The organism is Vibrio sp. 1CM7H, assembly GCF_023161645.1.
GTDB classification, from domain to species: Bacteria; Pseudomonadota; Gammaproteobacteria; order Enterobacterales; family Vibrionaceae; genus Vibrio; species Vibrio diabolicus.
This window is the reverse complement of sequence record NZ_JALNTV010000002.1, coordinates 219,571-239,579: the sequence shown is the minus strand read 5'-3', so window position 1 is coordinate 239,579 and position 20,009 is coordinate 219,571. Positions and strand designations below refer to the sequence as shown.

The following is a 20,009-nucleotide window of genomic DNA, read 5'->3' as shown; positions in this document are numbered from 1 at the left end:
AGTTCTCAACAGCTAAATGAAAAAATGTAAGGCGTTAAATTTAAAGGAAAGACAGCCCCTATGAAAGGGGCTGTTATTGCTATGTTACTTAATATCTCAGTTACTTACTCTCTGAGTTACTTAAGCTCCAGACATAAGAGGCAACGAGCTGAACTTTATCTTCACCCAAAATGTCTTTCCACGCGGGCATTACACCTGAGCGGCCGTTCATTACGGTTTCGGTTACAGCTGCACGAGAGTCGCCAAATAGCCAATCTTGGTCTGTAAGATCAGGTGCACCGACTGCAGGGTTACCCTTACCATCAGTACCGTGACAAGCTGCACACACGACGAAACGTGCTTTACCTGCCGCTGCTTCACGAGCATTCACTTTACGACCAGATAGGCTAAGTGTGTAGCTTACAACTTCTTGCACACCTTGCTCACCAAGCGCATCTTTCCATGCTGGCATTTGACCAATACGGCCATGCATGATGGTTGTTACGATTGCAGCTGGTTCACCGCCGTATAGCCATGCATCATCAGTTAGGTTAGGGAAACCTTTCTGACCACGAGCATCAGAGCCGTGACATTGAGAACAGTTTTGCAAAAACAAACGTTGGCCAACTTTCAATGCTTCAGGATCTTGCGCAATTTCAGGTATTGGACGCAAACCACTATCATTGTGCGCAAGTTTACGGAATGCTTCGCCGAAGTATGCATCTGCGTCATCCAGTTCTTTTGCGTATTGGTTTAGTTGCTTGTTCTCTTGTGCTTTAGCGATGGCTTCTTTTGACTCTTCCAGTGAACGTACTGTTTGAGCAGAACTCTGCCAGTTTAAAAAGCCCTTGAAGCTACCTAGACCTGGGAATAGGGCAAGGTAAACTGCTGCAAACACAAATGTACTTACAAACAGATAAGTCCACCACTTTGGTAGAGGGTTGTTTAGCTCGCGAATACCATCGTACTCGTGGCCCATGTCTTCCCCTTCCTCGACGCCCATTTTATCTTTAGCGCACCAAGTTAGGAGAATCGCACAGCCTACCAGCGTACCGACAGTAATCACGATAATCCAGAGACTCCAGAATGTAGTCATTACTTCTTCACTCCTTGGTTATTTGGGGTCGTTTGTTCTTCGTCAGCAAACACCAAGTTGGCATCTTCTTCAAAGCGTGCTTTACGCTTTTTACTAAATGCCCACCATACGATGCCGATAAAACTAGCGAAGAGTACAACGGTATAAATACTATGAATTGTACCGAAATCCATATGATCCCCTTACTTCATTGCATGACCAAGAGACTGAAGGTAAGCGATGATTGCATCCATCTCTGTTTTACCTTCTACTTCTTTAGCCGAATTCGCGATCTCTTCATCAGTGTATGGAACACCGAACTGATCACGAAATAGCTCAAGTTTCTTCTGCGTTAGCTTACCGTCTAAAACGTTTTCAGCTAACCACGGGAAACCTGGCATGTTTGACTCAGGCACAAGCTCACGAGGATCTAGTAGGTGAACGCGGTGCCATTCATCAGAATAACGACCACCAACACGAGCTAAATCCGGACCTGTACGCTTAGAGCCCCAAAGGAATGGGTGTTCCCAAACACTCTCACCGGCGACAGAGTAGTGACCGTAACGTTCAGTCTCTGAGCGGAAAGGACGAACCATCTGGCTGTGACAAACGTTACAACCTTCACGGATGTAGATGTCACGACCTTCCATCTCCAGAGGAGTGTAAGCACGCAGATTCTCTACAGGTTCAGTCGTTTGCTTTTGGAAAATCAGAGGAGTGATCTCTACAAGAGCACCCCAGCTGATAGCAAACACGATAAAAATAGCCAACAAACCGACATTACGTTCTAAGATTTCGTGGCGATTATTAGAATTATTACTCATTCTTAAATCTCCTTATGCCGGATGTGGGATAGCTTTTAGGCTTTCTTTTGGTGCACTTACCGTTTTGTACGTGTTGTATGCCATTAGGAACATACCAGATAGGAAGATAAATCCACCTAAGAAACGTACAAAGTAGAACGGATAAGACGCTTCTACAGACTCAACAAAGCTGTAAGTTAGCGTACCGTCAGAGTTAACCGCGCGCCACATCAGACCTTGCATTACACCAGAGATCCACATCGCAACGATGTAAAGAACGGTACCGATTGTTGCTAGCCAGAAATGCACATTCACGAGACCAACAGAGTACATACGCTCTTGGCCAAATAGGCGAGGTACTAAGTGATATACAGAGCCGATAGAAACCATCGCAACCCAACCTAACGCACCAGAGTGAACGTGACCAATGGTCCAGTCTGTGTAGTGAGAAAGTGCGTTAACTGTCTTAATCGACATCATTGGACCTTCAAAGGTAGACATACCGTAGAATGACAAAGAAACGATTAGGAAACGTAGGATAGGGTCATAACGAAGCTTATGCCATGCACCAGATAACGTCATAATACCGTTGATCATACCACCCCAAGAAGGAGCAAATAGAACCAGCGACATCACCATACCTAGAGACTGAGTCCAGTCCGGTAGCGCTGTATAGTGAAGGTGGTGAGGGCCTGCCCAAATATATAGAGAAATAAGCGCCCAGAAGTGAACGATAGATAGACGGTAAGAATAAACAGGACGTTCAGCTTGTTTAGGAACGAAGTAATACATCATGCCTAGGAAACCAGCGGTGAGTAGGAAACCTACCGCATTGTGTCCATACCACCACTGAACCATCGCATCCACTGCGCCTGAGTAAATCGAGTAAGATTTACCAAGTGACACAGGAATAGCCATGCTGTTCACGATGTGAAGTACTGCTACTGTGATAATAAAGGCACCGAAGAACCAGTTTGCCACATAAATATGTGACGTGTTTCGCTTCACCAGTGTGCCGAAGAACACCACCGCATATGATACCCATACTAGCGCAATTGCGATATCAATAGGCCATTCTAGCTCAGCATACTCTTTACCCGATGTTAAACCGAGAGGCAAAGTAATGGCTGCTGCCAGGATGATTGCTTGCCAACCCCAAAAGGTGAAGGCAACGAGTGGGCCACCAAAAAGACGTGTTTGACATGTGCGCTGTACAACATAATAAGACGTTGCGAACAGAGCACTTGTACCAAACGCAAAAATTACCGCATTAGTATGCAGTGGACGTAAGCGACTGTACGTCAACCACGGCGTATCAAAGTTTAGCTGTGGCCAAACTAATTGAGCGGCAATCAAAACACCAACAGCCATACCAACTATGCCCCATAAAATGGTCACAAGGGTAAATTGGCGAACGACTGTATAGTTGTAGTTTTGTTCAAGCTGCTTTACTTGGCTCATTTGCATGCTTCCAATTTCTAATTAACTACACTTTTACTTCCAACACGACTTGCGTCGTAACACCACCCAAGTAAACTCTAGAATTCAAGTGTTATCATCACCTTATTTCCATTGCTGACTTTAATAAAAAGTGGCATTTTCAGCGTGACACTATACTTGAATTAACAATTCAATGACAGGGTAGTAACCTTACTGGCCCCCTGGAAATCATTTTTTATTTAAAAAGTTTGAAGTTTGTAACAAGGATATTAGTAATTATGCCTGCACAAAAGTTAACAAAGGCGCGACTTGCACAAATCTTAATCATGCTCAGTGTGTTAATAGGCGCATTTTTCTGGCGTACCTTTACACACGAGAGCGTTACTAGCATTGACTGTTCACAAAAAGAACGATGTGATGTAACAATTGAAGGTGAAATAATCACAATTAATCGTGACTCGGCGGGAATTTTGCTCGAAACGATGAAAAGTAGCACTCTAAAAATTGATCTAAATCAATCTGGCGAATTTATCAATCTCGATCGGGAACATAAGAGAATAGAATGGGACACAATGCCTGAATCAAAAAAAATCACCTTTAAAAAAGGCGAAAACATTGTTGTAGTTCAATTATAAATACGATCTGTCACGAGATAATCGCAACTTCTTAATGAATTTTTCACCTTCTTACCTAGAGAAAATTGGTTGGAATGGTATAACAGCAGAGTGATACCCAATTATAAAATCGTATGCATTGCCAATCAGTTTTTACTCATATTAAAGATGAAGACTCAGCGATAGAAACGCTTAGGTCCGAACTGACACAACAGAACTTGTCTTATGTGATGTGCTACTACACGGAAGAGTACGACTTCGAGTTAATTCGAAAAGCGTTTCTTGAGCATTTTCCCGGTGTGCCTTTTCATGGAGCTAGTTCATGCCAAGCAGTAATGACAGACCAGGGGTTTCATACGGGCCCAGTGATTGCGGCGCTCGCAATTTATGATTCAGGTCCTCATGCTTATGGCACTGGTATTTCTAACCATGATTCAGGTGACAGTGTAACTAGAGCCTTGGATATGGCTCTTGAGAACGCTAACCGCGTAGGAGAAGTGCCAAACTTAATACTGCTTCATGCAACTCCAGGGCAAGAGGAATCAATCATTGCATCTATAGATGAAAGGTTTGGTACGCTGATCCCAATTATTGGTGGTTCAGCCGCTGATAATCATATCGCGGGAAAATGGTCTGTTATTACCGCCCAAGGATCTCAAACTGCAGGTTTAAGTCTGACATTATTTTACTCCTCACAGCCTGTTGATATTGCTTTTAGTGCTGGGCACACTCCAACCAATATCAAAGGGGTTGCAACCAAAACTAGCGATAGGTGCTTACTAGAAATTGATGACGAACCAGCCCTCAATGTTTATAGAAAGTGGACAAACCATCAAGATAACCAAGTAGGCAAAAACAACCTGCTATTTACAAACTCGAGCGCTTATCCACTAGGGCGTGTCGCTGGCCACCTCTATGAGCGTCCATATTACAAATTGTCCCATCCAATTCGTGAGACGCGAGATGGAGGAATTGAGCTATTTACACGAATAGAAGAGGGTGATGAACTCACTTTAATGAAAGGAAGCAGAGAACACCTCGTTGCACGCGCTGCTAAAGTTGTAAATGCAGCCTTTAATCAAAAATTAGAAGAATCTCGAAAAATTGGGGTGATAAACATCTTTTGCGCAGGTCCTATGTTGCACTTAATGCAAGACATGAATAGCGTTTGTGAACAAATTAACCAAGAACTAGAACAGTTACCTTTTATTTGCCCTTTTACTTTTGGTGAGCAAGGTAGATTTATTGGTGGTGAGAATGGACATGGAAACCTGATGATTTCATCAGCGATATTCCATAAACCTTATGAAAGATAAATACTTAGACATATACCAACAGGAAGCGCTGCAAGAAGCGTTAGTCGAACTAAAACAGGCTAGGCAAAGAGAACGACTGCTCGCCGATGAGAATAAAGCTATTCTTTCAGCGATATCCGCGATGAGTGAAGCAAAAAACCGGCACGAGATATTTACGGGATTAAATAATGTCCTTAAGAAGTACATCAACTTTGATGATTTTATCGTTCTAACTCGTGATGATGAGAGGTACCCCTTCAAAACGTTGATATCGACAAATAGTGTATTTGATAACATATCTTGGTTACACGGTAACGCATCTGAGAGGGCGCTGAATGGCGAATGTATTCTGCTGTTCGAACCAGATAGGCTTGCGGAGTTTATTAACCTGAACAGCTTTATAAAAAGCCATGTAAACTCGGTAGTCCTAACGGGCATACGTTCAGAAGTAACACAAACAGTCATCTTACTCATTGGTGCGAAGAAAGGGCACTTTAGCATAGAAAATAAGGAAACCTTAAGACGCTTTCGGCCTTTAATAGAGAGAGCTGTCATCGATATCGAGACCAAAGAGAAGTTACAACGTATTGTTGAAGTGCGGACAACTCAGCTTGCTAAAGCAAGAGAAGAAGCAGAGCTTGCAAATCGCTCAAAGTCAGAATTCTTAGCGATGATGAGTCATGAAATTAGAACCCCTCTAAATTCCGTCCTTGGAATGCTCGATATTCTGAAACAATCCACCTTATCAGAAGAGCAAATCGATGCCCTGAGCCAAATGGAATGCTCAGCGGAGTTGCTTCTCGCGATTATCAGCGACATCCTTGACCTCTCAAAAATTGAATCAGGTCGCTTTCAACTCAATGAGCAGTGGGTTAATTTAAGAGACACTGTCACTTTTGTTATTTCTCAACAAAAACAAATAGCTAAGAAGAAGAGCCTTCAATTTAAACTCAATTGCATGGTAACTAACGACAAACAGTTTTGGATTGACTCTACGCGATTATCTCAAATCCTGTTTAATCTTATTGGGAATGCAATAAAGTTTACTGATGAAGGAGAAGTAAAAGTTTCAGTATCTGAGCAAGACACCGAGCTTGTAATTTCAATATCAGACACCGGAATTGGTATATCTAAAGCCAAGCAAGAACATCTATTTACGGCATTTCATCAAGGTGACCGTTCCATCACGAGACGCTTTGGTGGCACAGGACTAGGGCTTGCAATAACCAAGCATTTAGTTGAAATGATGCGCGGCAAGATTATCGTTAAAAGTGACGAGCATGTCGGCTCAACATTTACTATTAAGATTCCCGTTTTAACTCGTTGCAATCAAAATCGTCCAGTTAAAATAGAAAACAACCAACCAACAAAAGCGATGGATCTTCTCGTAGTCGAAGATACCGAATCGAATCAGTTTGTAATAAAGCTCATTTTAAATAAGCTTGGTCATAATGTTCATATCGCAAGTCATGGAGCAGAAGCATTAACGTTCTTAGAGGAAAATGAGGATTTAATCGACCTGATTCTTATGGATGTCTCGATGCCAGTAATGGATGGGATTACTGCAACAAGGCTTATCCGAGATAAAGGCTTCAAGACACCAATCATCGCATTAACCGCTCATGCGCTAGAAAGTGATAGAGATAAATGCCTCGACGCAGGTATGGATGGATTCATTTCCAAACCAGTTCGAAGACAAGATATCTTTGAAGCTATACAGCCATTTCTGTAAGTAGAAAAAGCATTAATATAGATCTTAACAATCGATAGATTATTAAGATCTATATTAAGTATTTTATGGTAAATAGCCATTATGTTTAATGGTTATGATGGAGACCTTAAATTTCAAATCCACAGGGGAATAGGAGTGCTCATTGGCAACATTTGGCGTACGAGCACATTTCATTTAACATAACACATATAATGCGCACTGATATAGAGGTTCCTGTGGACTTGCAATCACTAAAGCCAATCCGGCACAAACCATTGAAATGCTTGATAATCCAAGTCCGTTATACTTTTTTGCTATTCCTTCCCATACTGCTTTTATCTGCGGATTATTATTGCGAGATGATTGGTTTATGGCTCACCTGTAGTCTGCATTCCCAACCAATTCACGAGAGCCACTTCATTTTCATCTAGTTCATCGAGTCTGAAAGCTTTGCGCTCTTGCTGCCCGATGCTTCTAATCAACATTGAAATCACGAACCTGTGGCTATATGAAGCCGAATATACTTTTCTGGATATTTATAACGATAGCGTTTTCCTTTCCTCAAGTTGGATTTCACATACCGACAAACTTTTTTGTCACCACTACTGGTTACTCTTTTTATTACTGCTTTTTTACCTTTGTGTTCCATCTCTATCATGACATCGCAATAACCTTGGTAGCCATCAAATTTATTGTCCGCTTTCCTTTGAATCTTAGTTTTAATCTTTTTAGCCAATGGGTTCGTTTCCGAGTCGTCAGACAAAGCTGGAGTGCTTACGAAGAGTAAGAACATTAAAGTTACAACGTATCGCATAATTTAAGCCCGTTTATCTTATTGATTAATCAATGATAAATAATTTTTCTATAGATACGAAAATGGGACGCTATATTGCGTCCCATTTAACACGATTAAGTAACTGATATGTAATTAAGCTCGCTTCTTGCCTTTGCTCGCTTTGAAACCTTGATGCGGAAAAACGTTGCGAATCCGCTGTTGGATTTTTTTGGGAACGTCCTTGGAGAAGCTCAAGCGCATGCCGGTTCGTTGGCTATATACCTTCATTTCACCACTAAACGGATTATGTTCACTAATATCTTGTAAGTTATGTTTGAAAGAAGGTGGTAGATGCCCCTTTACGTTACTGATATGGCCGTTATCAAACTTTACTTTTAGCACTGGTCTATCAACTGCGATCAACCAAAAGATCACGATGGCAGCAATTAAGATTACATATAACATTTGGCACTCCCTATCCTAGCTAGATAGCAATTTACTCAAATCCTCTTTGATTGAGGTAACTTTTTGACTCGCTTTCTCACTTCTCGATGCTTCAGAAAGTAGATATTCAATTGCGTCAGATAATGTACAACCGAGCTCGTTTGCTCTACTAGAAAGCTTTTCCCAAACTCGGTAATCTAAATCAATGGATTTTTTCTTTGTATGGACTTGCTCTGCATTAAAGTGGCGTTTCCGTTTCGCTCGGATAGCCTGCTTGAGTTTATTGTCTAACTCTTCTGACATGTGGTTTTCTATCCAAGCCAAGACAAGTGTAGGCTCATGTTCAAGGCGTTTTAGCTCTGTAACCGCGGCATCTGCTTCACTTGTATCAATATGTCGGGTAATCGCTTCACCATCTTTCCATTTCTTGATGAGATACTTCCATTTCCACCCACACTCTAGATTCTCAAGCTGCTGATATTTCATTTATTCCGACCCATAAACATAACCTAGTGACAGCGTAACCCAGATAATTTACTTGGGCAAATAAAACTCTTAGAAGTATCGATGTTGATCACTCATTTGTCTAAGTATTGTTCATTGAGTGTTGAATGCCGTGAGCGAACCAAATTGGTGCTAGGGTGTTATAGTCCATTTCGTTATAATGTCGGCAAGATTGAATTACGATGAATTTTAATGAACCAACTTAATTGGCAAGACGTAACACCTTCACTTGAGCAGTACGAAGCACTTTTAAAGTCTGCACCTTCGTTACCAAAGAAGTCTTTTACTGATCTTCAACCGAGGATGTCGGCAACGATATCTCGCTTTTCCAAAATGTCGGGATTGACACGCGTGCTACTCATTAACTGCGTCGATAATTCTGTCTATAGAGAGTTCATCAGTAAAGCTCTTCAGAGTCATTCTAACGCTGCGATTGTTTTGTCGGAATCACTTGATGCCAAACGTTTATTTGACCGTTACAGTGTTGATGTAAGTGGTGATATTGCCTTCCAACCTGGCTTGATTTCACAAGCTGACGACGGTTATTTGATTGTACCTGCTAATCTCATTCTGGCTAACCCGGGACTTTGGCCGAATATAAAGTCTGCAATTCAACAAAACCTTATCGAGCCACTGAACCTAAGCCCTACTCGCTTACCTACTTCAGTACCGCCATCTAAAGCTTATGATGTAAAACTGATTGTAACTGGGGAAAGAAGTCAGTTAGCAGAGCTAGAATATATCGACGAGGACTTTTGTTCAGGCTTTGCCATGTATACCGAAGTTGAAGAAGATATTCATTTGTCAGAGCAGAATTTGACAGATTACTTTGGTTTGGTGAACTGGATATGTTCTCAATATCAGCTGCCTCACTTAACGGAATGTGGCTTTAGAAGACTGTTGCTAGCTGGTATGAGATTTACTGAAGATCAACATTATTTGCCGTTAGGTGTAATGTGGCATTCTCAACTTCTAACACTTGCTAGCCAGTTCAGTGATGGCCAAACATTAGATTACGAGTCATTAGATAAAGCGATTGACGACAAGTATTATCGCGAATCCTATCTTCCTCAGCGTGCCGTGTACGATATTTTAGATGGACAAGTCATTATTGAGACAACTGGGGAACAAGTTGGTCAAATCAATGGCCTAACCGTCATCGATATGGCTGGACACCCTGTCAGCTATGGTGAGCCTGCCAGAATATCGTGTGTAATTCACTTTGGTGATGGCGATGTTTCCGATGTTGAGCGCAAAGCTGAGCTTGGAGGCAATCTACATGCGAAAGGCATGATGATTATGCAAGCTTTCTTAAGCTCTGCTCTAAAACTGGATGAACCACTGCCTTACTCTGCCTCGATTGTATTTGAACAGTCTTATAGTGAAGTTGACGGTGACAGCGCATCTCTCGCAGAACTTTGTTGCTTGGTGAGTGCGTTATCTGAATCTCCAATTAATCAACAAGTTGCGGTTACAGGAGCCGTCGATCAGTTTGGTCGAGTGCAAGCAGTCGGTGGCTTGAACGAGAAAATTGAAGGTTTTTATCAGGTTTGTAAACATCAGGGTTTTACGGGAAATCAAGGCGTTGTCATGCCGAAATCAAACCTTAAACACCTTGCATTACATAAAGATGTAATAGAAAGCATTAAAAATGGTGAGTTCCATATTTGGTCCGTCTCTACGGTAGATGAAGCTATTCCGATTGTTATGAATAAACCTTTTAGAGGCGAAGACGAGAGCATTATTGGCAAAATAGCGGAACGTATTGAAAACTTTGAAAGACATGAGCATCCAGAAGGAATTGTGCAGCGCATCAAAAACTGGTTTGTCTAGTACTGATCGGAGTTGTTTAGCGTACACGTGTTCACTAAGATGCAGCTATCAAAAATTGGAGTAATTGATAATGCAAAACAAACGTGATTCTTATAACCGTGACGATCTACTTGCTTCTAGCCAAGGGGAACTGTTTGGGCCTGGTTACCCTCAGCTTCCTGCGCCAAACATGCTAATGATGGATCGTATTACTAAAATGTCTGAGACAGAGGGCGATTTTGGTAAAGGTTTGATCTTGGCGGAATTGGATATTACTCCAGATTTGTGGTTCTTTGATTGCCACTTCCCTGGTGATCCAGTAATGCCTGGCTGCCTTGGCCTTGACGCGATGTGGCAACTTGTTGGCTTCTTCCTTGGCTGGGTTGGCGGTAAAGGTAAAGGTCGCGCTCTAGGTGTTGGTGAAGTGAAGTTTACAGGCCAAATCCTACCGACGGCGAAAAAAGTAACCTACGAAATCCATATGAAACGCGTCGTAAATCGTAAACTAGTAATGGGTTTGGCTGACGGTCGTGTATGCGTAGATGGCAAAGAAATCTACGTTGCGAAAGATTTGAAAGTTGGTTTGTTCCAAGACACTTCAAACTTCTAATCACGACTTTAATCGATTTATAAAGGCTCCTATTTAGGGGCCTTTTTGTTTGCCTAGTCTATAAATGTAGAAAAGGCTCCGTAGAGCCCTTTCGAATCCTTCTTTTTGTATGTGGAGAGTTTATTTGTAGAGACCAGATTGTCTTTCATCTCTGGCATCACGCCAACCACCTAACCAATACGACCGAGCATCAACTTGTTGATATGGGCAAGCCTCTTGAGACCTTCCATTCAACCCAGCTTTATAGCCTTGAGATTGAGCTCGTTCTAGGCGATCACGCTTTTGTCTCTTCATAGTTAATTCCTCATACAGGTCCATTTACTAACGTACAGCTGTTATTGTGAAACTTTGATGGAGTTTTTATGACTCCACTTATAAGAATCGATCAAGTTGAGTGATTTCTCAAGGCATAAAAAAAGTAGAGGCTCAAATGTGTGAGCCTCTGCTTGATTTAAAAATTACTGACGATTTTTGACTATTTTCTACGGAACCCAAACAATCCAAGCATGGTCAAAGCTAACCAACCAAGGCCTGCACCTTGACGCTCTGTTGTCGTTGAGTCAACGCTTCGAGACACAATGTACTTCTCAGTCGCACCTGCAATAGGCACCAATTTTACAGCTACGATTTGTTCATCAGAACTACATGTCGCATTGTTTGCTGTTGTACTGTAACCGCCAGCACATTTCATCGCGGTACCAGAAATCACACCTGCATCGTTGATATCGGTTGCGTCAATGATACGGAACTGGTTGTTGTGTTCAGAGTAGTCACCGCCATTAGTCAAACTATCTAGGAACCAAGCTTTTCCATTAAATAGTGTTGAAGCTCGTTCACTAGTCTCACCACCTACGCTATATGGGTAGATAAAACCGCGCTTACGACGTGGCTTACCATCGTCTTCACGCGTCGTTTCCGCATCGAGCTGTCCGACAATTTCATTGTAAGAGTTGATCCCGCCCATCTTACCGCCAGCACCGCTGAAGAAAATTCCGGTACTTGGGTAAAAAGCGTTAATAGAATCCTTACGAACATCATCTACGATAAAGAGACGATTCGGAGCAGAGCCCGTTGGCATTAAGTATCCGCCTGAACGTTTTGCTTCACCAATAGCAACAAAATTTGAGTTAACATCGGTTAATCGTGAGTTTGTATGAACCGTATCATCGCCCTCACGCTGTCTCGCTCCTACAACAACTTTGTTTTTCCAAGTTGCGTTTTCAACGCTACCTTCTGCCTCTAGTGTTCCGACAAAAACAGTAGCATTCAGATAATTGTCATCACGATATGTATTGTAGCCCACTCCGTAAACCGTTGTACCATCTGTGACAAGGTCACGCATACTTCCTTGAGCCAGTCTTTCTCCGTCTTTAGATGTGCCACTTGGCCAAGCCAACTCACTGACGGTTCCACTTTGATCCCAAATAGCTGCTTTCGATGTGTGGTGAGCGCCATTGGTATTGCTTGCTGTTCGAGATACACTACCAACGGTAAAAGTGCCATCGGTTTTCCAAGCGTGGCTTTGCACAACGCTTGCGTCGTTATCACCTGTAACAAAATTTGGTTCAATAGGTGCTACGACTGTATTTCTTGTTTCCAGTGTCGACTTGTTTTCACTGTTGACTTTACTTTGATTACCGACAGCTGCACCATCTTCGGTAAGCTGATTGATAACATTGTTATATTCATTTTTATAAGCAGCAGAATCGCCTTCTACAAATGCTAACGCATTAGAAGTAAAGTCTTTACTACGCTCTTTGTTCCATGGGGTCCAGTTTACAGAAGCCCAAGAGTCACAAGTAGAATAGCGAAGCTGGTTATAACAGTAACGTTCAAAATCTTTGAGTTCTTGGATGTAATAAAAGCCCGCGTCCAATCCAAATGGAATTTCCTCACGATAGCTGTTCCCATCCACGGCTTGTGTTGCTGAAATAGGTGTTGTGCGAGTTTCCATCGCAAGCTTAAATTGGTCTGGTGTACAGTTTGCTGCCGCATCAAAACAGCCCAAAGCGAAAGGGGAACCTGTTGAAGGATCTGTACCCGCATCACCTTGCTGAATTGCAACGCCGTAAGCCGTTTGGTAGTCACCGTTTGAACCATGATCCTGAGGTGAAACCTCAACCACTTGATACAATGCCGCCTGTGCGTTCATTGTGGTACCAACCATCATCGCAATGGCGGTCAATTTGAATTTATTACTACAATTCATTGAATTCTTAACTATCCTGTTGCATTGCTTCGAGTTCTTCCCATCTCTCGAATGCGATTTCCAACTCCTGCTCTAGTGCAGCAAGCTGTTCCAATACCGGCTGAGTTTGCTCTACAGGTTTAGCAAAGAACTCTGGATCGTTCACTTGCTCCTGAAGGCTCTCGATATCCGACTCTAATTGTTCTAGTTTAGCTGGTAGAGCTTCTAATTCTCTTTGCAGCTTATACGATAACTTCTTCGAGTTGTTCTTAGGTTGAGTTGTTTTGGGAGTTTCCTCAACCACTTTTTCTTTTTTCGCTGGCTTTTCAACCGCTTGACGAACCGCCAATACCTGTTCACGCTGTTGTCTTGCATCGTGATAACCACCAACAAACTCTTCAATCACTCCGTTCCCTTCGAAGATCCAGCTTGTGGTAACGGTATTATCAACAAACTCTCGGTCGTGGCTAACTAAAAGCAATGTGCCCTGATAGTTGGCAAGCATTTCTTCTAAAAGTTCCAACGTTTCGATATCCAAATCGTTGGTTGGTTCATCAAGAATAAGTAAGTTGTTTGGTTTCAACAAGATACGAGCTAGCAGTAATCGGTTTTTCTCACCACCAGAGAGCGCCTTAACCGGGGTTCTTGCGCGCTTAGGTGCAAATAAGAAGTCTTGAAGATAACTCAGCGCATGACGCTGACGTCCCCCAACCATTACTTCTTGTTTCCCATCCGCTAAGTTATCGATCACTGTCTTTTCTGGATCCAAAATCTCTCGGTACTGATCAAAGTACGCGACTTCTAATTTTGTTCCGCAGTGTAAACGACCAGACTGCGATTCCAATTGCCCTAATAGCAATTTAAGTACCGTACTCTTACCGCAGCCATTTGGTCCGATAAGTGCAATACGGTCACCGCGCATAATGTTAAAGCTAAAGTTGTCGACGATTGTCTTGCCTTCGTAAGCAAAAGATATGTTTTCTGCTTCAAATACAATTTTCCCTGAACGTGAAGCATCATCGATATTAAGGTTAACTTTGCCTTGGACATCCCGGCGATCGCGACGCTCTTCACGAAGTTTCTTCAATGCGCGTACACGACCTTCATTTCGAGTTCGGCGTGCTTTAATGCCCTGCCGAATCCAAACTTCCTCTTGAGCAAGTTTTTTGTCGAATTCAGCATTCTGCATTTCTTCAACGCGGAGCATCTCTTCTTTTTCTTCTAGGTAGTTGTCGTAATCACCAGGGAAAGAAGCTAATTGCCCGCGATCTAAATCAACAATGCGTCTTGCCATTGATTTGATGAACGCACGGTCGTGAGAAATAAAGATGATCGAGCCTTTGAAGTCTTTTAAGAAGTTCTCTAACCATTCGATAGTTGTTACATCAAGATGGTTTGTTGGCTCATCAAGAAGTAATACATCAGGGTCACAAACCAGCGCGCGAGCTAAAGCGGCTTTACGTTGCCAACCACCGGATAAATCGGTCAGTTTAGTTTCTGGACTTAGTTTTAAAGCACCAAGTACGTTCTTAACACGGTCATCAAAACGCCAAGCATTAGAATGGTCAAGCTGCTCTTGAACCTTGGCTAAACGGTTGATGTTTTTCTCACTCGGGTCTTGAGCAACAAGATCGAGAAGATCGTGATAGATCTTCAGTTGTTCGCCGATTTCAGCCAAACCGCCAGATACGTATTCGTAAACCGTACCCTCTTGATTACGCGGTGGATCTTGTTCAAGTCGAGAAACAACGACGTCTTGAGTGATTTGAATCTTGCCGTCGTCCAACAAAATGTCGCCGGCAAGCACTTTCATTAACGTGGACTTACCTGCTCCGTTGCGACCCACTAAACAAACGCGTTCGTTTTCTTGAAGAGCGAACTCCGCTTTGTCCAGTAATGGGTGGTCACCAAATGCAAGTTGTGCGTTATGAATGGTAAGTAATGCCATTATTATCCAACCAATGTGTGAGTTGTTCTAAGTCAAACGGCCAGTTCAACTCAGAATCTTGATACTTTAATATGGGTATTGTGACGCCGTAACGAGAAAACAGTGCATCATCGAACGCAATATCAATGATATCTGTTTGCTCGGCCAAACCAATTTGGTCTACTAGAGCAAATGCCATCTCACAAAGATGGCATCCCTCCGTGCTATACAATATCAGCACGTATTAATCCTTTTGTTTATACTACGCGTGCGTTACTAGCCAACAGTTATGAATCTGTTTATTACGCGCAAAATCTAATGGTAACGTTTGAGAAGAAATATTCTGAGCCTTCAAACCAAGTTCGGCCAGCGACTCTTCATCCATCTTGAAGTGGCGCTTGTTATTCGAGAATACGATAGTGCCTTCACTTCTTAGTAAACGTTTAAGATTCTTCATCAGTTTAATGTGGTCACGTTGTACGTCGAATGATGTTTCCATACGCTTAGAGTTAGAGAACGTAGGTGGATCAATAAAGATCAAGTCGTACTCACCTTTCGCGTTTTCTAGCCATTGCAAACAGTCTGCTTGTTCATAGCGATGTTGACGTCCTACACAGCCGTTAAGCTGCATATTGTCTTTCGCCCAGTTCAAGTAGGTATTTGACATATCAATAGTCGTTGTGGAACGAGCGCCACCAACCGCTGCGTGAACCGTCGCACTCCCAGTATATGCAAACAAGTTTAAGAAATCTTTACCTTGCGCCATTTCACCTAAGCGACGACGAGTGATCTTATGATCCAAGAACAATCCAGTGTCTAGATAGTCATGAAGGTTTACGATCAGCTTCACACCGTACTCGTTTACTTCAAGCGTCTCTGATACCTGACCTAATTTTTGGTATTGGCTGCGACCCTTCTGCTTTTCACGAACTTTAAGTACTACTTTGTTCGCCTCTACACCTGTCACCTGAATCGTTGCACGAATGATATCCGTTAGGCGACGTTTTGCTTTTTCTTCTGGAATGTTTTTTGGCGCAGCATACTCTTGAATTACGATTTGATCGCCGTATACGTCTATCGCCACATTGTATTCAGGAAGATCAGCGTCATAGATTCGGTAGCAATCAAGCTTCTCTTTACGAGCCCACTTGCCAATCTTGCCAATGTTTTTCTTTAAACGATTTGAAAAGTCTGGTGCGATTTGAACATTAGTATCAGCACCCTTCACCTCATCAGCACTGCGCTCTGCAATACTGTAGTTCTTTTGGTGACAAGGTAACGCACCATTATTCAATTTAAATTGTTTATCAGCACGCATACGAAGACAGCTCAGCAGCTCGTCTGAACTCGAGAAGATAGAGGCTTTGCATCCACCAAACTCAGATTTTAGCTGTCCACCAAATGCGGTGTAGAGCGCAATTAGCCCCGGCTCAGTTCCTAGACGTTCACCGTAAGGTGGGTTTGAAACGATAACACCGTGTTCGAATCCTGCAGGACGAGTAATGGTTGCAGCATCACCTTGTGCGAACTCAATCAATTCTTCAACGCCTGCTCTGCGCGCGTTTTCTTGAGCAACTTTTAATACTTTAGGGTCGTTATCGAAGCCAAAAAACTTAGCGTCAACTTTCTTGACACCTCGTCTAGCTTGAACATTAGCCTCTGATTTAATCTCTGCCCAAGTCTCTGGTTCAAAGTCTTCCAACACTTCGAAACCCCATTGCTTTCGCTTAACGCCAGGAGCCATGTTGGCAGCCATCATCGCAGCTTCAATAAGCAAAGTACCAGAACCGCACATTGGATCGAGTAATGGTTGATGCCCATCCCAGCCACAACGCATGATAATCGCAGAAGCAAGCGTTTCACGTAACGGGGCACGACCCGATTCTGGTCGGTAGCCACGCTGATGCAAACCACTGCCTACTATATCGATCCCAAGCAACGCTTTATCTTTATGCAAACGAACGTGAATACGAACATCTGGGCGTTCTTTACTGATGTTGGGACGCGGCAAACCTTTATTTTCAAAGCAATCTACGATGCCATCTTTGACTTTCATCGCACCGTATTGGCTATTTCTGATCTCACGGTTTGTGCCGTTAAAGTCCACAACAAAACGTTTAGAGCTATGAAATTGGTTAACCCAGTTAATAGCAGATGTAGATAAATACAAGTCCATGTCGTTGTTACACGTGAACTCAGATAAAACACGTACAAATCGAGACGCTAAACGGCTCCACAAACAACAGCGATAAACCTGTTCGTTTGTCGCTTTAAATTTTACGCCTGCCTGTACTGGTTTCGCATTTTCAATGCCTAGTTTAGTCAGTTCTTCAACAAGCAAATTTTCCATGCCATTTGAAGTTACCGCGAGATATTGATTCATAGTGTTCTTTCGCTGATAAAAAATGGCTTCAATTATACCTGACTTTACGATCAATGCCTCGTTTTTAAAGGAATTTCCCCACCTGTTAGTTCAAATCATCACCAACAAAATGATCTGAAACTTTCAACATCTTCAATTTGAGTATTTTTTATTCACGAACGAAATTTTGTTCCCTTGGAAAGAAGTGAATACTTATTTACATAAATTTTGGTATACACCAGGCAAGGATTATTGATGTAAGTTACTTACATTTTTGCCTTATAGGGGAATAAATGGGCTCATTTTAAGCGCTAGGTTGCCTAGTTAAGGGAGTCATCAGATTGAAATAAGTAAAATAAAAGTGACCAGCTTCATGTTTGCATGCATAGAAAACATACAGTTTCATGGCTGATGGGGCTCTAGTATCAAAGGAAAGGACAAAAAAAATCGACCTAACGAGGTCGACTAATGCAAACAAAGGAACGAAATAGAGAAAAAATTAAACAGGTTTACCCCACCATTGCCATAGGGGTTATTGCAAAGAGGTGATTTGCACAAGCCATGCGGTCATGCATTACTTTAATCGGTTGCCCAAACTGAAGCGCCTTATTGCCATCAAGCACAAACGCTTCTTGGTTAACATAAGCACATAAGCTCGACGTCTCGCCTGGTTCTAACACGATGAACATGCCATCAGAATATTGGTTTGTTAGAAAGACCATGTCCCCTTCTTCAGGCTCGTAACCAGAGGACTGTGCGTCAAAGAACCAGCTTTTAGGCTGTACAGGTTTATGAAAGCGCTTTGCTGCAACACAATACAGTGTTAACTCAGCTTGGCGGTATTCGCTGATGTCGAGGCATCGAATACGTTCATTAAACGTTTGGAATGCACTGGCGTCATCAACGGTAAATTCATTGTTTGAGAAGGCACAGTTAACCAACAATTTTCGGGATAAATTGGTTTGGAAAATCATTTCCTCCCCCAGATCCAGCATTAAGCAAGCTTTTTGCTCGTCAAAATACCAATTCCATTTGTCGCTGGGTTTAAGCATTATTCCGTTCTCTCTTGACTAGTTAAATCAGTGGTAAAGAGGTAAGACGCTTAATTACCTACTCGTGATTCTTAAATTTTACAAACGAACGGATAAAAAAAAAGAGGAAACAAAGTCCTCTTTTTTATGTAATAGCTACTGATTTTTCAGTGGTTTTTGATGTATATGTTAAAGACTCTTAACAATATCACGTACTAGGCTTGGGCCGTGGTAAATAAAGCCAGTGTAGACTTGAACAAGTTTAGCGCCTGCCATCAGCTTTTCTTTGGCTGCAACATAGGAATCCACACCACCAACACCGATAATTGGAAGTTTGTCTCCTAGCTCTTCATGAAGCTTACGTACGACTTCCGTAGAGCGTAATTGCACAGGGCGACCACTTAAACCACCTGCCTCATTGGCGTGTTTCATTCCTTCTACGATCGTGCGATCCAGAGTTGTGTTAGTCGCGATCACACCATCTATATTGTTTTTCAATAAAGAATCGCAGATTTGGCAGATTTCTTCGTCACTCAAATCAGGCGCAATTTTTAATGCTAGCGGGACGTATTTGTTGTATTTCTCTGAAAGTTCCGCTTGTTTCGCTTTTAATTCAGAAAGTAGTTCATCAAGCGCTTCACCATATTGAAGTGAACGAAGACCCGGAGTGTTTGGTGATGAGATATTAACCGCAATGTAGCCTGCGTACTCATACACTTTCTCCATACAAATCAGGTAGTCCTCTGCCCCTTTCTCAATTGGTGTGTCTTTGTTTTTACCAATATTAATTCCGAGAACACAGCTGAATTTTGCTTGCTTTACATTCTCGACCAAATTATCAACGCCTAGGTTGTTAAAGCCCATGCGATTGATGATACCTTCAGCTTCGACTAAGCGAAATAAGCGTGGTTTATCATTCCCTGATTGCGGACGAGGTGTTACTGTGCCAACTTCAACAAAGCCAAAGCCCATGGCATCAAATGCTTCAATGCATTCACCGTTTTTATCTAAGCCAGCCGCAAGACCTACTGGGTTACGGAATGTTAGTCCCATACACTCAACTGGACGAGTTGGTAATTGTTGGCGGTAGAAGAGATCAAGTGGTGTGCCGTTAAAGCGTTGGAAGTTCTTGATTGCAAGATCGTGTGCCTTCTCGGCATCGAGTTGGAAAAAGCCAGTTCTGGCTAGACGGTAAAGCATTGTGCCTCCGAAAGAAAAAAGCCCCGTATAAACGGGACAATATTATTTACTGTTTTTCATCGTAATTCAATGAAAATGAATGTATTAAGTAAAAACCTATATCTTTCTAATATTTTCAAATATAAAACAAACAATTAGAGTAAGATTTCAACAATAAAATTTATAACTAACCACCCTAAAGCAATCGATTTCAGCCTATTTTAACTTCCCAACGCCGTTACGCCGTAACTCACCCGCAC

19 protein-coding genes and 1 pseudogene are annotated in these 20,009 nt (G+C 42.3%); 5 read left to right on the top strand and 15 right to left on the bottom strand.

The window, feature by feature from the left end; translation table 11 throughout:
- Positions 1–100 precede the first annotated feature (100 nt).
- From ccoP to ccoN, 4 genes are read right to left on the bottom strand one after another with little or no spacing between them, the layout of a single operon-like run.
- On the bottom strand, positions 101–1,075 hold the full coding sequence (ccoP, locus tag MSG33_RS09415; protein ID WP_005396485.1) for a cytochrome-c oxidase, cbb3-type subunit III: 975 nt from the start codon (positions 1,073–1,075) through the stop codon (positions 101–103).
- Complete coding sequence (locus tag MSG33_RS09410) at positions 1,075–1,248, bottom strand: CcoQ/FixQ family Cbb3-type cytochrome c oxidase assembly chaperone (protein WP_005396487.1); 174 nt, start codon at positions 1,246–1,248, stop codon at positions 1,075–1,077. The genes ccoP and MSG33_RS09410 overlap by 1 nt, the downstream gene beginning before the upstream one ends.
- A 9-nt stretch (positions 1,249–1,257) precedes the next feature.
- Positions 1,258–1,878, bottom strand: coding sequence for a cytochrome-c oxidase, cbb3-type subunit II (gene ccoO, locus MSG33_RS09405; RefSeq protein ID WP_005377475.1), 621 nt, complete (start codon positions 1,876–1,878; stop codon positions 1,258–1,260).
- A 12-nt stretch (positions 1,879–1,890) separates the two neighbouring features.
- Complete coding sequence (gene ccoN, locus MSG33_RS09400; protein WP_005396488.1) at positions 1,891–3,318, bottom strand: cytochrome-c oxidase, cbb3-type subunit I; 1,428 nt, start codon at positions 3,316–3,318, stop codon at positions 1,891–1,893.
- Between the two features lie 257 nt (positions 3,319–3,575).
- Between ccoN and MSG33_RS09395 the strand changes: the two genes are divergently transcribed.
- The 3 genes from MSG33_RS09395 (at position 3,576) to MSG33_RS09385 (ending at position 6,938) form a co-directional block, all read left to right on the top strand.
- Positions 3,576–3,932 (top strand): hypothetical protein, encoded by a 357-nt coding sequence (locus tag MSG33_RS09395; protein ID WP_248380787.1) that lies wholly within the window; start codon positions 3,576–3,578, stop codon positions 3,930–3,932.
- Positions 3,933–4,045: 113 nt separating this feature from the next.
- Positions 4,046–5,227: an FIST N-terminal domain-containing protein gene (locus tag MSG33_RS09390; protein WP_248380784.1), complete on the top strand. Its 1,182-nt coding sequence runs from the start codon at positions 4,046–4,048 to the stop codon at positions 5,225–5,227.
- On the top strand, positions 5,217–6,938 hold the full coding sequence (locus MSG33_RS09385; RefSeq protein ID WP_176319456.1) for an ATP-binding protein: 1,722 nt from the start codon (positions 5,217–5,219) through the stop codon (positions 6,936–6,938). Before MSG33_RS09390 ends, MSG33_RS09385 begins: the two co-directional genes overlap by 11 nt.
- A gap of 174 nt (positions 6,939–7,112) precedes the next feature.
- On the opposite strand, the pseudogene MSG33_RS09380 reads toward MSG33_RS09385, so the two are convergent.
- From MSG33_RS09380 to matP, 4 genes and pseudogenes are all read right to left on the bottom strand, one after another.
- Positions 7,113–7,280, bottom strand: a pseudogene (locus tag MSG33_RS09380) (DUF3693 domain-containing protein); the annotation flags it as partial.
- Positions 7,281–7,407: 127 nt separating this feature from the next.
- Positions 7,408–7,731 (bottom strand): hypothetical protein, encoded by a 324-nt coding sequence (locus MSG33_RS09375; protein WP_031780560.1) that lies wholly within the window; start codon positions 7,729–7,731, stop codon positions 7,408–7,410.
- A 114-nt stretch (positions 7,732–7,845) separates the two neighbouring features.
- Entirely contained in the window at positions 7,846–8,157 is a 312-nt protein-coding gene (locus MSG33_RS09370; protein WP_005396496.1) for a DUF3634 family protein, read from the bottom strand.
- Positions 8,158–8,172: 15 nt separating this feature from the next.
- Positions 8,173–8,622 (bottom strand): macrodomain Ter protein MatP, encoded by a 450-nt coding sequence (gene matP, locus MSG33_RS09365; RefSeq protein ID WP_248380782.1) that lies wholly within the window; start codon positions 8,620–8,622, stop codon positions 8,173–8,175.
- A gap of 210 nt (positions 8,623–8,832) precedes the next feature.
- Between matP and MSG33_RS09360 the strand changes: the two genes are divergently transcribed.
- Positions 8,833–10,473, top strand: a complete 1,641-nt coding sequence (locus tag MSG33_RS09360; RefSeq protein ID WP_053807435.1) for a Lon protease family protein — start codon at positions 8,833–8,835, stop codon at positions 10,471–10,473.
- Positions 10,474–10,543: 70 nt separating this feature from the next.
- Positions 10,544–11,062, top strand: a complete 519-nt coding sequence (fabA, locus tag MSG33_RS09355; protein ID WP_005396499.1) for a bifunctional 3-hydroxydecanoyl-ACP dehydratase/trans-2-decenoyl-ACP isomerase — start codon at positions 10,544–10,546, stop codon at positions 11,060–11,062.
- A gap of 120 nt (positions 11,063–11,182) precedes the next feature.
- On the opposite strand, the gene rmf is transcribed toward fabA, so the two are convergent.
- The 7 genes from rmf to pyrD all read right to left on the bottom strand — a co-directional run bounded on the left by rmf (position 11,183) and on the right by pyrD (position 19,770).
- Positions 11,183–11,356: a ribosome modulation factor gene (gene rmf / locus MSG33_RS09350; protein ID WP_005377453.1), complete on the bottom strand. Its 174-nt coding sequence runs from the start codon at positions 11,354–11,356 to the stop codon at positions 11,183–11,185.
- 181 nt (positions 11,357–11,537) lie between these two features.
- The gene (locus MSG33_RS09345; RefSeq protein ID WP_248380779.1) at positions 11,538–13,271 is read right to left on the bottom strand and encodes a DUF3466 family protein; all 1,734 of its coding nucleotides are present in this window, start codon (positions 13,269–13,271) and stop codon (positions 11,538–11,540) included.
- A 7-nt stretch (positions 13,272–13,278) separates the two neighbouring features.
- Positions 13,279–15,198, bottom strand: a complete 1,920-nt coding sequence (locus tag MSG33_RS09340) for an ABC transporter ATP-binding protein (RefSeq protein WP_248380777.1) — start codon at positions 15,196–15,198, stop codon at positions 13,279–13,281.
- Complete coding sequence (locus tag MSG33_RS09335; protein WP_256899080.1) at positions 15,176–15,418, bottom strand: glutaredoxin family protein; 243 nt, start codon at positions 15,416–15,418, stop codon at positions 15,176–15,178. The genes MSG33_RS09340 and MSG33_RS09335 overlap by 23 nt, the downstream gene beginning before the upstream one ends.
- Positions 15,419–15,439: 21 nt before the next feature.
- A complete protein-coding gene (rlmKL, locus tag MSG33_RS09330) occupies positions 15,440–17,560 on the bottom strand; it encodes a bifunctional 23S rRNA (guanine(2069)-N(7))-methyltransferase RlmK/23S rRNA (guanine(2445)-N(2))-methyltransferase RlmL (protein ID WP_248380773.1) in 2,121 nt (706 codons plus the stop codon).
- Positions 17,561–18,048: 488 nt separating this feature from the next.
- Positions 18,049–18,591, bottom strand: a complete 543-nt coding sequence (locus MSG33_RS09325; RefSeq protein WP_005396505.1) for a cell division protein ZapC — start codon at positions 18,589–18,591, stop codon at positions 18,049–18,051.
- 168 nt (positions 18,592–18,759) lie between these two features.
- Entirely contained in the window at positions 18,760–19,770 is a 1,011-nt protein-coding gene (gene pyrD / locus MSG33_RS09320; RefSeq protein ID WP_248380770.1) for a quinone-dependent dihydroorotate dehydrogenase, read from the bottom strand.
- Positions 19,771–20,009 lie beyond the last annotated feature (239 nt).